Annotated in this window: 9 protein-coding genes; 6 read left to right on the forward strand and 3 right to left on the reverse strand. The window is 59.5% G+C overall.

Translation table 11 applies throughout. From position 1 onward, the window contains the following. Window positions 1–13: 13 nt before the first annotated feature. Window positions 14–1,072: a peptidylprolyl isomerase gene (locus IEV88_RS06075; protein WP_188160348.1), complete on the reverse strand. Its 1,059-nt coding sequence runs from the start codon at window positions 1,070–1,072 to the stop codon at window positions 14–16. A 172-nt stretch (window positions 1,073–1,244) separates the two neighbouring features. Here IEV88_RS06075 and secA point away from each other — a divergent pair, with 172 nt between their 5' ends. Further along, entirely contained in the window at window positions 1,245–4,229 is a 2,985-nt protein-coding gene (secA, locus tag IEV88_RS06080; RefSeq protein ID WP_188160349.1) for a preprotein translocase subunit SecA, read from the forward strand. Window positions 4,230–4,241: 12 nt separating this feature from the next. On the opposite strand, the gene IEV88_RS06085 is transcribed toward secA, so the two are convergent. Then, complete coding sequence (locus IEV88_RS06085; protein WP_188160350.1) at window positions 4,242–4,610, reverse strand: thiol-disulfide oxidoreductase DCC family protein; 369 nt, start codon at window positions 4,608–4,610, stop codon at window positions 4,242–4,244. Window positions 4,611–4,715: 105 nt separating this feature from the next. Between IEV88_RS06085 and uvrB the strand changes: the two genes are divergently transcribed. From uvrB to IEV88_RS06100, 3 genes are all read left to right on the forward strand, one after another. Further along, complete coding sequence (uvrB, locus tag IEV88_RS06090; RefSeq protein ID WP_188160351.1) at window positions 4,716–7,043, forward strand: excinuclease ABC subunit UvrB; 2,328 nt, start codon at window positions 4,716–4,718, stop codon at window positions 7,041–7,043. 267 nt (window positions 7,044–7,310) lie between these two features. After that, window positions 7,311–8,240: a lipid-binding SYLF domain-containing protein gene (locus tag IEV88_RS06095; protein ID WP_188160352.1), complete on the forward strand. Its 930-nt coding sequence runs from the start codon at window positions 7,311–7,313 to the stop codon at window positions 8,238–8,240. Between the two features lie 86 nt (window positions 8,241–8,326). Next, the gene (locus IEV88_RS06100) at window positions 8,327–8,788 is read left to right on the forward strand and encodes a DUF1801 domain-containing protein (protein ID WP_188160353.1); all 462 of its coding nucleotides are present in this window, start codon (window positions 8,327–8,329) and stop codon (window positions 8,786–8,788) included. Window positions 8,789–9,027: 239 nt separating this feature from the next. Here the strand turns inward: IEV88_RS06100 and IEV88_RS06105 are convergent, their stop codons facing one another. Then, on the reverse strand, window positions 9,028–10,080 hold the full coding sequence (locus IEV88_RS06105; RefSeq protein ID WP_188160354.1) for a sensor histidine kinase: 1,053 nt from the start codon (window positions 10,078–10,080) through the stop codon (window positions 9,028–9,030). Between the two features lie 865 nt (window positions 10,081–10,945). On the opposite strand from IEV88_RS06105, the gene IEV88_RS06110 reads away from it, so the two are divergent. Both IEV88_RS06110 and IEV88_RS06115 read left to right on the forward strand, forming a co-directional pair. Beyond that, the gene (locus tag IEV88_RS06110) at window positions 10,946–11,737 is read left to right on the forward strand and encodes a bacteriorhodopsin-like (RefSeq protein ID WP_188160355.1); all 792 of its coding nucleotides are present in this window, start codon (window positions 10,946–10,948) and stop codon (window positions 11,735–11,737) included. Window positions 11,738–11,985: 248 nt separating this feature from the next. Continuing rightward, a complete protein-coding gene (locus IEV88_RS06115) occupies window positions 11,986–12,837 on the forward strand; it encodes a Brp/Blh family beta-carotene 15,15'-dioxygenase (RefSeq protein WP_188481204.1) in 852 nt (283 codons plus the stop codon). Window positions 12,838–12,988 lie beyond the last annotated feature (151 nt).

Consider the following 12,988-nt stretch of genomic DNA (forward strand, 5'->3'; position numbering starts at 1 on the left):
TCAGGATCGAATTTTAGTTTCTCAGCGTCGCCGGGTCACGCGTGTCAACCGCTTGGGCCGGAAGCTCGCTGCCAGGCTCGATGACCTCGACCCTGGAGCGCTCGCGAAGACTTTCCACCGTTGTATCGATGGTGCGTAAACGCAGGAATTCCATCAATTCATCCTCCACCTGCGCATAGGCTGGCGGCGTAATCCGTTGGCGACCCTCGACCTTGAGGATAACCCATCCCGCCTCCGTTTCGAATGGGAGAGTATAGAGCCCTGCCGAGAGCGATCCGGCCTGGTTTACGTAGGCATCTGGCAACCGGTCGAGCGGGCGGTACCCGAGGTCCCCGCCGTTAGCGACCGACTCGGCAATGGAATTATTGGCGATGAGCTCCTCGAATGACAGACCGGCATTGAGGGACGCCGAAATCTCCATCGCGGTCTGGGCATCGGCGACGACCAGTTCGCGCAGGCGTATTTCCTCGCCATTCGCCATGCTGCGGCGCTGGGCCTGATACAATTCGCGCGCCATGTCCTCGGTGACGTTGTCCGCGACCTGGCTTTCGAGATACGCGGCCGCGAGAATCCGGTTTCGTGCCGCGGTCAGCTTGGCCCGAACTTCCGGATCGGACACCAGACCGTCATCCGCCGCAGCGCGCGCCAGCAAGGTCTGGTTGATAGCATCCTCAACAAGGCCGCGCTCGATCGCTTCAGCCGCGCTCAGGCGCTCGCCGGCCTGCAGCTTGCCATCCTGGCGCGCGAATTCCAGAACATCATTCAATCGCATGGTTTCCACGCCGATCCGTGCAACCACCGGGTCGGGCATCGCCGGGATAGCGCCTTGTGCGCTGACAACCTCCGCTTCGTCCGCGACAGAAAAGCCCGTCCTCAGCGCATCGAGTATCCAGAAGGCACCGAGAATCAACACCAGCGTGAAGGCCGACAGGAAAACAGCGCCGTCCTTGCTAACCAGCCATCGCCGGACCTTACGCATGGTGCGCGCTATATGCCCGAGGAAGATAGTCACCCCTTTCCAGATGAGCAAAGGGAACCAGATTGGCGATCCGTTCTTCATCTTGTCCTTCATCTTCTTGAATGCTGGCGCTCATCCGGCGGTACCCGGCAATTGCTGCTTCGTTGACACCGGGAGAGGCCCTGCTTATGTGACGACCATTGTGCCTTTACCGGCTCTTGCCGGTGTTATGCCACTCATTTTATTACCGGCAGGTTCCGCCACCGCTCAAAGGGTATCAGTTTTTATGGCTATTCTGGACATTGCGAAGAAGGTTTTCGGCTCGTCGACAGAACGCAGGCTGCGGCCACTCTACCGCAAGGTCGAGCAGATAAACCAGATGGAACCGGAAATCAGCGCCCTGTCGGATGCGCAATTGAAGGAAAAGACGGAAGAATTCAGGAAGCGCCACGCCGATGGCGAGACCCTGAAAAGCCTGCAGATCGAGGCCTTCGCCGTTGCCCGCGAGGCAGCCAAACGGGCCCTTGGCATGCGGCCTTTCGATGTCCAGCTGCTGGGCGGGATGGTCCTTCATAATGGCGATATCGCCGAGATGAAGACCGGCGAAGGCAAGACCCTCGTCGCCACCCTGCCCGCCTATCTCAACGCGCTCACAGGCAAGGGCGTGCATATCGTCACCGTGAACGACTATCTCGCCAAGCGCGACGCCGAATGGATGGGCCGCGTTTTCGCCCAGCTCGGCCTGACGACGGGTGTCATCCATAACGAGCTCAACGATCAGAAGCGCCGCGACGCCTATGCCTGCGACGTGACCTATGCCACCAATAACGAGCTCGGCTTCGACTACCTGCGCGACAACATGAAATCCTCGCTGGAGGAAATGGTCCAGCGCGGCCACCATTACGCTATCGTCGACGAGGTCGATTCGATCCTGATCGACGAGGCCCGCACGCCACTGATCATTTCCGGCCCGACCGACGACAAGTCCGAACTCTACAAGAAGATCAACGAGATCATTCCGAAACTTGAAGAGCAAGACTACGAGATCGACGAGAAGCAGCGCCAGGTCACGCTGACCGAGGACGGCAACGAGCATATCGAGGACCTGCTGCGCGAGGCGGAATTGATCGAGGGCGACTATCTCTACGACGCCCAGAACGTCACGGTTGTCCACCATGTCCAGAATGCCTTGCGCGCGCACAAGATGTTCACCAAGGACAAGGACTATATCGTCAAGAACAACAAGGTCGTCATCATCGATGAGTTTACGGGCCGCATGATGGAAGGCAGACGCTGGTCAGACGGCCTCCACCAGGCTGTCGAGGCAAAGGAAGAAGTCGATATCCAGCCGGAGAACGTGACCCTCGCCTCGATCACATTCCAGAATTACTTCCGCCTCTATGACCGCCTGTCCGGAATGACCGGCACGGCCCTCACCGAGGAATCCGAATTTGCCGACATCTATCAACTCAACGTGGTCGAAGTGCCGACCAACAAGCCTATCGCCCGCGATGACATGGATGACGAGCTCTACATCACGGCGGAAGAGAAACACAAAGCCATTGTCCGGCAGATCATTGACTGCGTCGACCGTGGCCAGCCCGTTCTCGTCGGCACCGCCTCGATCGAGAAGTCTGAACTGATCTCGCAGCTTCTCTCCAACAAGAAGTTCTTCAAACAACTGGCCAAGGATACATTGCGCTATCTGGATGATCTCAAGGAAGGCAAGCACGACACCGAGATTGCCGAGGTCAAGCGCATGTCGAAGATCTATGAGGACTATTCGCGCCGGCCGGTGCCGATCCCTCATAATGTGCTCAACGCGCGCTTCCACGAACAGGAAGCCGAGATTATCGCCCAGGCCGGTGTGCCCGGTGCCGTCACCATCGCCACGAACATGGCCGGCCGCGGGACCGACATCCAGCTCGGCGGCTCCGTCGACATGGAGCTGATCAAGCAGCTCGAGGAGAATGACGACGAGGAGACGATCGCCCGCAAACGTGCGGAGATTGCCGCGCACATCAAGGAACAGAAGCAAAAGGCGCTCGATGCCGGCGGTCTTTATGTTCTGGCCACGGAACGTCACGAAAGCCGCCGCATCGACAATCAGCTGCGCGGTCGTTCCGGCCGTCAGGGCGACCCGGGCGCCACGAAATTCTATCTCTCTCTCGAGGACGACCTGATGCGTATCTTCGGCACTGGCATGGAAAACATGCTGAAGCGCTTTGGCATCAAGCCGGATGAATCGATCGAGCATCCCTGGTTCAGCAAGGCGGTAGAACGGGCCCAGCGCAAGATCGAGCAACGCAATTTCGACATTCGCAAGAACGTGCTGAAATATGACGATGTGATCAACGATCAGCGCAAGGCGATCTTCGAGCAGCGCATCGAGTTCATGTCATCCGAGAGCGTCAACGACATCATCGACGATATGCGCGTACAACTGGTTCAGGATCTCGTTGGCGCGCACATTCCGCCGAACTCCTATGCCGAACGGTGGGACATTGCCGGTCTCGACAAGGAACTGAAGGAGCTGTTCCTGACGGAATTCCCTGTCCATGACTGGGCGGCCGAGGAAGGCGTTGCCGATACCGAAATCCTCGACCGCCTGCTCGACAGCACGGCAGAGATCTACCGCAAGAAGGAAGAGGACCTCGTTGCCATCGCCAACGAGAAAGGCCTGACCGATCCTGACAACATGATGCGCCGGGTCGAGAAATCGATCCTGCTGCGGACGATCGACAATAACTGGCGTGACCATATCCAGCAGATCGACCATTTGCGCTCGATCGTGTCCTTCCGTGCCCTCGGCCAGCGCGACCCGCTGAACGAGTTCAAGACCGAGAGCTTCACCCTGTTCGAATTGCTGCTCGACGGGCTGCGCCGCGATGTGACTGCCTCGCTGATGGGGATCCAGATTCAGGTGCGCGAGAACGCTTCGTCAGGCCCGGCCCAGACCGATCAGGCGCGCAAGATGCTTGAGCAGCTGGCTGCCCGCCGCAAGCTGGATGCCTCGAAACTGCAGGCTACCCATATCGACGCCTCGACGGGCGAGAACGATGCCGGCGGTCCCGGCGGCGGAAATCCGGACGGGCCGCGTCATTTCCCCACCTATGGCAAGGCGCTGGCTCAGGCTCCCTCCGTTGCCCGCCAGGGCGCAGCCGAGTTCGACCCAAAAGACCCCGAAACATGGGGCCGCGTCTCGCGCAACGCGCCGTGCCCCTGCGGCTCCGGTAACAAGTTCAAACATTGCCACGGCAAGACCGCCTGATCCGGCTATCCGTCACCTCTTCCCGGCCAGCCATTGCAGGCCGGGACGCAGTTTCAAAAAGCAGTCATAAACCCTGTCGAGTAGCCAGCGGCTCGCCATATTGCGCCCCAGTGGCCGCAGCCAGACCAGCCATGGCACCTTGCTCCATGCCTCGGTAAAGGCCTGTGCACCCTGAACCACAGACCCGTTCGTCAAACGGGCATGGAACCGTGCCATCAAACTGGTGCGAGCGATGTCGCAACTGGGCGCAGCATCAGGCGGTGAGACATCCTCGAAGTCGATCGCCCCGGTCCGCGCCAACTTTCGCAACAGGCCGATCTCCCGAACGCAGAGCGGGCAGGCGCCGTCATAGAAAACTGTGATCCGGGAAGCTTTTGTCATCACTGCGAATATAAATCCTGTCGCGAGTACGGGGATAGGTCAGATTGTCCCGTGCCGCCCGTTCTCCCCTTGTTCCGTTAAGCGCTGCGCCCTACATTCCGCTTCATGACTGACAGCTACGAGACCCCCGACACTCTCCCGGAAGGCACAGGCTTCAATGAGGCGATAGAGACCTATCACCAGCGCATGGCCCCGATGCTCTGGACGCCGCACAGACCGGAACGCCCGGCCAAGAGCCAGGGCGGCAAGCGCTTCCAGGTCGTGTCGGACTATGAGCCGGCGGGCGACCAGCCGGCGGCGATCGCCGAACTGGTCAAGGGCGCGCAGGACGCCGGCGAACAGGACCAGGTGCTGCTCGGCGTCACCGGATCGGGCAAGACCTATACCATGGCCAAGGTGATCGAGGCGTGCCAGCGCCCTGCCCTGATCCTCGCCCACAACAAGACCCTCGCGGCGCAGCTCTATAACGAGTTCAAGGCCTTCTTCCCCAATAACGCGGTGGAGTATTTCGTCTCCTATTACGACTATTACCAGCCGGAAGCCTATGTTCCGCGTACGGATACCTATATTGAGAAGGAATCCTCGATCAACGAGCAGATCGACCGGATGCGCCACTCGGCGACCCGGGCGCTGCTGGAGCGCGACGACGTGATCATCGTCGCCTCGGTGTCCTGCATCTACGGTATCGGCTCTGTCGAGACCTATACCGCGATGACCTTCTCGCTGGAGGTTGGCCAGACGATCGAGCGCAAGACCCTTCTGGCTGACCTCGTCGCGCTGCAATACAAGCGCAATGACATGGCCTTTGTGCGCGGCTCGTTCCGCGCGCGCGGCGATGTCATCGAGATCTTCCCGGCCCACTATGAGGACCGCGCCTGGCGGGTGTCGATGTTCGGTGACGAAGTCGAGGGGATCACCGAGTTCGATCCGCTCACCGGTCAGAAGACGGACGATCTCGAAACCATCAAGCTCTATGCCAACTCCCACTATGTCACGCCGCGCCCGACCCTGATCCAGGCGATGGACGGTATCCAGAAGGAGCTGGCGATAACCCTGCCGATCCTGAAGGCCGAGGGCAAGCTGATCGAGGCGCAACGGCTGGAGCAGCGCGTCCAGTTCGATCTGGAGATGATGCAGGCGACCGGCTCGTGCAATGGCATCGAGAACTATTCCCGCTATCTGACCGGCCGCAAGCCGGGCGAGCCGCCCCCCACCCTGTTCGAATATGTCCCCGACAATGCGCTCCTGTTCGTCGACGAGAGCCATGTCACCGTGCCCCAGATCGGCGCTATGTTCAAAGGCGACTTCAACCGCAAGCGCACGCTCGCGGAATATGGCTTCCGTCTGCCGAGTTGCATGGACAACCGGCCGCTGAAATTCGAGGAATGGGACGCGATGCGCCCGCAAACCACCCATGTCTCGGCGACCCCCGGCAAATGGGAGATGGAGCGCACCGGCGGCGTGTTCACCGAACAGGTCATCCGCCCGACCGGCCTGATCGACCCGCCGGTGGAAATCCGCCCCGTCGCCAAGGACGGCTTCAGCCAGGTCGACGATGTCATCGACGAGTGCAAGAAGGTCGCGAGGCAGGGCGGCCGTGTTCTCGTCACCACACTGACGAAACGCATGGCCGAGGACCTGACCGAGTACATGCATGATCAGGGCGTGCGCGTGCGCTACATGCACTCCGATATCGACACGCTGGAGCGGATCGAGATCATCCGCGATCTGCGCCTTGGCACGTTCGACGTACTGGTCGGCATCAACCTGCTGCGCGAAGGCCTCGATATTCCCGAATGCCAGCTGGTCGCGATCCTCGATGCCGACAAGGAAGGCTTCCTGCGATCCGAGACCTCGCTGATCCAGACCATCGGCCGGGCGGCGCGGAACATCGACGGGCGCGTCATTCTCTATGCCGACAACATGACCGGCTCCATGGAACGGGCGATGGAAGAGACCAGACGCCGCCGCGAGAAGCAGATTGCCCATAATGAGGCAAACGGCATCACCCCGACCTCCGTCAAGGCCAGGATCGCCGAGGCCATGAGCTCCGACGACGAAGGCAAGAAGGCTGCCTATGGCACGTCCTTTGTCGGCCAGAACCTGGCCAAGAGCCTTGCCGGCTTTGCCGAGGAGGGCGAGGAGTTCGAGGCTGGCGGCAATCTGCGCAAGCATCTCGACGCGCTGGAAGCCCAGATGCGCGACGCGGCCGGCAATCTCGAATTCGAGGAAGCAGCCCGCATCCGCGACGAGATCAAGCGCTTGCAGGAAGTGGAGATGACCATCTCCAACGACCCGATAGCGCGCCAGTCGGCAATGGAGCAATCGGCAACCCGCAACTCCAAAGGCCGCATCACCAAGTCCGAAGGCACCGTAAGCACCCTCACTTCCACGCCGAGGGGGGCGAAGAGCCACAAGCGCCGTCGACGCTGAGGATCATAGGGTGAACGGTCTTTGATCGTTTAGCGGCAACCGGGTGGCAAAGCTGCCCGGTTCTTTTTTGTCGGGCGAAAACTCATCTTTAAGTGCCTGATCAGAGGGGCATTTCCGGACGCGGGCACAAGTTCCGTCCTGAAAATTACGGTTCGATGAAACATCGGTAATTCCTCCGTACCGAACCCGTCTTGGCGAAAATCGTTAGCTAGGCGTCGGTCGTCGATGATGAGGACCGTATCCAATGTAATGTGATGGAGGTTTGAGATGACCAATATGATGAAATTTTTTGCCGCCAGTGCTTCTGCCGCTGCCATGGCAACCGCCGGTATCGCAGCCAATGCGCAGGTCGATATCAATGCGGATGAGCCTGTTACGCAGGCTGAGGAAGCGGCAACCAGTGCCGAGGAACTGAACCAGATCCAGCTGGCGCAGTATCGGGACAATGGTCGCATGGCGATGAGCACCCAGACAAGCACTCAGACGACGACCCAGACCGGAACGCAGACAAGCCAGGACTGGGACACTGACACAGAGGATGACTGGTCTGCTGAGCGCGCCACTGAATCGGAGTGGAGCGAGAAGAAAATGACGTGGGATTCCGCTGCCCGGGCGACGCTTGATGAATGTGTCGCGCTGTCCGAGGCCTGCAATGTCGCATCGACCAATGCCGCTGGCGTTCTCGTCTTCCCTGAACTGACATCTGCCAGCTTCATCGCCGGTGGGACGGGCGGTAAGGGCGTGCTGATGGTCGACGGCCAGCCTCAGGGCTATTACCAGCTCGCTGCCGGCTCGGTCGGCTTCCAGGCCGGGATCGAGCAGATCAGCCAGGTCATGACGTTCAACACCCAGAACGCGCTTGACGACCTGACAGGCGGCGCCGAATGGCGCGCCGGTGCCGATGCCAAGATCACCGTGATCAACACGGGTGCCCAGGCCAAGGTCGTGACGGATGGTGACATCGACGAACTCGGCGAGGTCACCGCGATCACCTTCAACCAGCAGGGCTTCGCCGGTGGCGTTTCGATCGAAGGCATTCGCATTGCCGAAGTGACCTATGACGATCAGAACGGCATGTTCGGCGATGACGACACATCGATGATGGATGACGAAGACGGTGTCGACGACGCCGCCGACTGGGGCGAGCAGGATATGATCGGCGAACGCGAGTTCGACGACGACGACAGCAGCATGTAATCGCTGAGCGTCCTTCCATTCAAAGCCCCCGGCACCGCCGGGGGCTTTTTTTTGTGGCTTGCCTGACGCCCCGCTGGCAGGGCACGATGGGCCGGACAAAGGATCAGATTCCGGAGGCAAAATTGACCAGCAGCACAAAGCAGGGCGCCACACCGACATTGCTTTCCGGCGGCAACCCGCAGATACCCAAGGGCGTCGGCGACGCGCCGGTGCAGGCCTGGATCGCCGCCGCGCCCGGCTGGAAGGGTGACCTCGCGGTGCGGATCGATGCGATCATCGCCGAAATGGTGCCGGATGCCGAAAAGGCGGTGAAGTGGAACTCCCCCTTCTATGGCGTCGAACAGGGCCGCTGGTTTGCCAGCCTTCATTGCTACACGAAATTCCTGCGCGTCACTTTCTTCGATGGCTCGGCACTAAACCCGCCCCCGAAGAAGACCTCCAAATATGAGCGCGTGCGCTATCACGACATCCCCGAAGGCGGCCTCGACGAGGCGCAATTCGCCGACTGGATCGCGCAGGCGGCGGCGCTGCCGGGCGAGAAGTTGTAGAGAGCATCGTTTGCATTGCCTTACCCCACGGCGGTGATCTGGTGCCGGGCCGATTGCGAGCATAGACGGGTCGGGTGTTGCGGGGATAAGTGTCGCGTCATTGGCTGATCATAGTTTAGCGTGCGTGGAGCAAAGCCCGATCGATCATTGAGAGCGTTGCTTTGGCGACAAACCGGTGCGGGTAGAGATCGCTTCGGCGACCGGACTGGAACCGTGCACTTGGTGCGGACAGGCGTTTGTTATTTTGCTGTCGGGAGATAGACCGGCAGGTCTGCGTCGCCGCGATGACTGATCGTGACAGTCGTGCCCGGCTCGCCATCGCTTAACTCGATGACACCGAGCAGATTCTTGGCGAGGGCTTCGACAATGCCGCTGCCCAGCCCTGCCTTGGGCGCCGCGCTGCCAACGGGCATGCCGATCCCGTCATCGCTTACCGACAGCGTCCAGTCGTCACCGGAAGCGTGATAGTCGATGGCAATCGTGCCATGCCGCTGATCGGGAAAGGCATGTTTGAGGGCGTTTATCACCAGTTCGGTGACGATCAGGCCGAGGCTGACGGAGATGTCCGGGCCGACGGTGCTGTCATCGACAGTCACCGATATCGAGACCTGGTCGGGGTCAGCGATCATCGAGGCACCCAGGCTTCTGGCAAGCTGCGTGAAATAGGTCCGCAATTCAACATTGGCGCCATTGGAGGAAGAGAGCTGGCGCTGCAAGGTCGCGATCGACATGACCCGCTGATGGGCGCTTTCCAGCTGGCCGCGCGCCTCCTCGGACTGAACCCGGCGCGCCCCCTGCATGAGAACGCTGACGATGATCTGGAGGCTGTTGGCGACGCGATGCTGGATCTCCTGCATCAACAGCGCCTTTTCGCGAAGAAGGTCGTCCTTTTGCCGGGTCTCGGAACGGGCGACGCTAACATCGGTTACCGCCAGCAGAAGCCGGATATGGTCCTTGTCGCCATCGTCGAGCGTCCGCGCATTGACGACCAGTTGCTGTATCGGCCGGTCGGGCCGCTTCAGGTCTATTTCGTAGGCTTCGATCTGCGCCTTCCCGGAGGCGGTCGCGGCAAGCAGCGAGGCGAGCGTGGGCATGGCCCATTCGCCATCGCCCAACTCGGCCAGCAGACTGCCGGACACGGTTGCAGGGTCGATGCCGAAAGCGCTGCAAAACGAGCTGCTCGCGGCAATCACCCTGAGATTTTCGGAGAGGAGAAGCAGCGGCTCGTGCGATGATACCACGACGGCAAGAGTGCTCGCTGCTTCGAAATGTTCAGTCGTATAATTTGACATTGGATGGTCCCTAATGGACCGGAGACCTGCGGTGCAGGTCATGGCTCGGCAGAACGCTTAGGTCACAGACCTATGGTTGACGCACGACGCAATAGTATCATCGACAGTACCAGCAAGCCAGACAATTCTATTGCGAGGGCCGCCGCGCACCTCCGGACAACGCAGGACAGCAGCGAGAGCACCGCCAGCCATGGCTGCGGTGATGGAATTGATATCCGCCGTCGCCAAGGCTCGGCGCGAGAACCCGCTTACGCCCTTCGGGCTTCAGCGCGGCTAGGAGGGGGCCCGTGGGAGCGCTACGGCCCCATAAGCAAAAATCCAAGTGTAGGTATAGCCTCACGCTCCGCCATTCTGCTTAGGCGGGGGCGATGTTCTGGTACAGGGCCGATACGCGGCTCACCCGTCCGGGGCGCTAAACCCCGAAACACCGCTCCGGCGGACGATGCGAAGCTTGCGCACACCCTCTCATGCCACCGGAAACCTGATGGAATGGCTTCAGCGACCGGTTATCGCCTCCACACATCCCCTGCCCCGATCCGCACCGGGACGATTGGGAGTATAGGCGGATTGGGCGGCGCGGGGATAAGTTTGGGAGAGTTTGTAGTTTCAAGTTTGTAGGGCGGGTGGAGCGAAGCGATACCCGCCAAGATGCGAAAGCCATGATCGGCTGGTATCGCCTGTCGGCTCCACCCGCCCTACGGGGCAAAAAGCCCCATTACTATTTCCCTGACATTCCGGCACCATTTTCCGCATTCTTAAACTCAAACAAACAACATTTTGCGACACTTTGTCCATCCGGGTGTGCACATTCTGCTCTGACGCTAGTTCTTCGTTTACACCATGAAGTGCAAAAAGGGAGCAAGAAATGGAAATAATAACTTCGGGGCAATATGACCTCATATACAATGCCTTCTCTTTCGCATTTGCGACTCTCGCTGCGGCGACAATATTTTTCTGGTTGGGCCGAAGTCAGGTCGCTCCGCAGTACAAATCTGCAATGACAATTACAGGTCTCGTGACCTTCATTGCGGCATATCATTACTTCAGAATATTTGAGAGTTGGGGAGCGGCGTATGACGTCTCCGATGGCGTAGTCACAACCACCGGTTACGCGTTCAATCAAGCCTACCGTTATGTAGACTGGTTCCTCACCGTACCATTACTACTGGTTGAACTCATTCTTGTCATGGGACTGAGCCGGTCGGAAACCATTTCTCGTGCGTTGCGACTAGGCATTCTGGCAGCGCTTATGATCGCCCTCGGCTATCCCGGCGAGGTTGCAGAAACCGTCACCGCGCGCTGGATCTGGGGCATCGCGTCTATGATTCCGTTCCTCTGGATAGTGTACGAACTCTTTGCCGGTCTGTCCAAATCCATTGCGAGCCAGCCTGAAGACGCGCGCGGCCTCGTGAAAGCCGCACGATACGTCGTCGTAGGTAGCTGGGCATTCTATCCGGTAGTCTACTTTGCCGGTGCGGTAGGCCTCGACAGCGCCGCAGCGACCGTTATCGTCGAAGTGGGCTACACCATTGCAGACATAACTGCCAAAGCGGTTTTTGGTGTGTTGATCTTCATGATCGCCCAGAGAAAAAGCGCTTCCTACTTTGAAAGCCATAAAGCGCCAGTTGAGAAGGCGGCGGTGCGCCCGACAGCATAACATCGCCACGAATACACTGCCCGCAGATGGCGGGCAGTGTCCCCCTCGTTGTCATATTCGCCCCGTCCCGGAAGGAAGATCATGCAAATTGCTCTGAACTCAAACGACGGACCGATCACAAAGTCTATGCACGGCGCTGTCGTAGGCCACTTTTTCGACATTCTTTTTCCGGAATGACAATCGCCCCGGTCTGGCAGACTTTTTTGTTCGGTTCATGTGCTTGCGTCGCTATTGCCATGCAGGCGACAATGGATCTCAATCCTTCATCCCAGTTTCTTATTCTGGCGCCGCTTATCGCCGTCTTCGGCCTGCCTCATGGAGCACTGGACCTTCCCATCGCCGAACGCTTGTGGCCGCTGGAAGGCGTATCCGGAAAACTGAAATTTATTGCAAGCTATGTTGGCCTCATCCTTCTGGTAATCGCTGTGTGGCTGGTCGCGCCGGGAGTCGCGCTGTCTGCGTTTCTCGCCTATTCGGCATTGCATTTTTCCGGCGATTGGGCAGGCACGGCCGCGCCATTGCGCTGGGCAGGCGGTGTTGCCGCCATCGGCGCCCCGGCATTGCTGCACCCCACGGAAGTCACAGCCCTTTTCGGCCATCTTGCTCCACTGCCTGCTGCAGCGATTGCGGCAGATGCAGCTGCACTTGCCGGAGCACTGGCAATCATACCGTTGGCCCTGACCCTCGCGATCAGGAGGAGACTAAGTCAACCGGTCATAGAATTGATGATACTCTGGATCGCTGCATGGTTGCTTCCACCGCTGCTGTTCTTCGGCATTTATTTCTGCAGCCTGCACTCTATCCGCCACTATCGTTCTTCAATCCGCCGCATGCCAAGTGCCAGGCGCGCCTTGTTCACGGCCATCGGTCTGTCGAGTATCGTTGCGCTGGCTGGAGTGAGTTTTGTTCTCGTGCGAAGCGTCGCCGATCCGGCGGTCCCGTTCGAATTGGGATTACAGGCGGTCTTTATAGGACTGGCAGCCTTGACCGTACCGCACATGATACTCGTTGAACGCTTTGATCGCCGCCTTTTCGTGACGAGGGTTGGCCAAAAAAATACGGGTGACGGGATTGAACCGCTTCCACCCGTCTCTGCTTAATCTATCCTATCCTATGATCGTCGCAATAATTACCCCCATGCAATATGCGATGGTGGCGGCGCAATTTCCGGCTGCTTCAAGATCAAGGCTTCCACGCGAGGCATAGCCAGATCGGATCGCGCTCGCTCGCGCAGCATAGCCACGACGCTTT

Source organism: Aquisalinus flavus, assembly GCF_014640095.1.
In the GTDB taxonomy this organism is placed as follows: Bacteria; Pseudomonadota; Alphaproteobacteria; order Caulobacterales; family Parvularculaceae; genus Aquisalinus; species Aquisalinus flavus.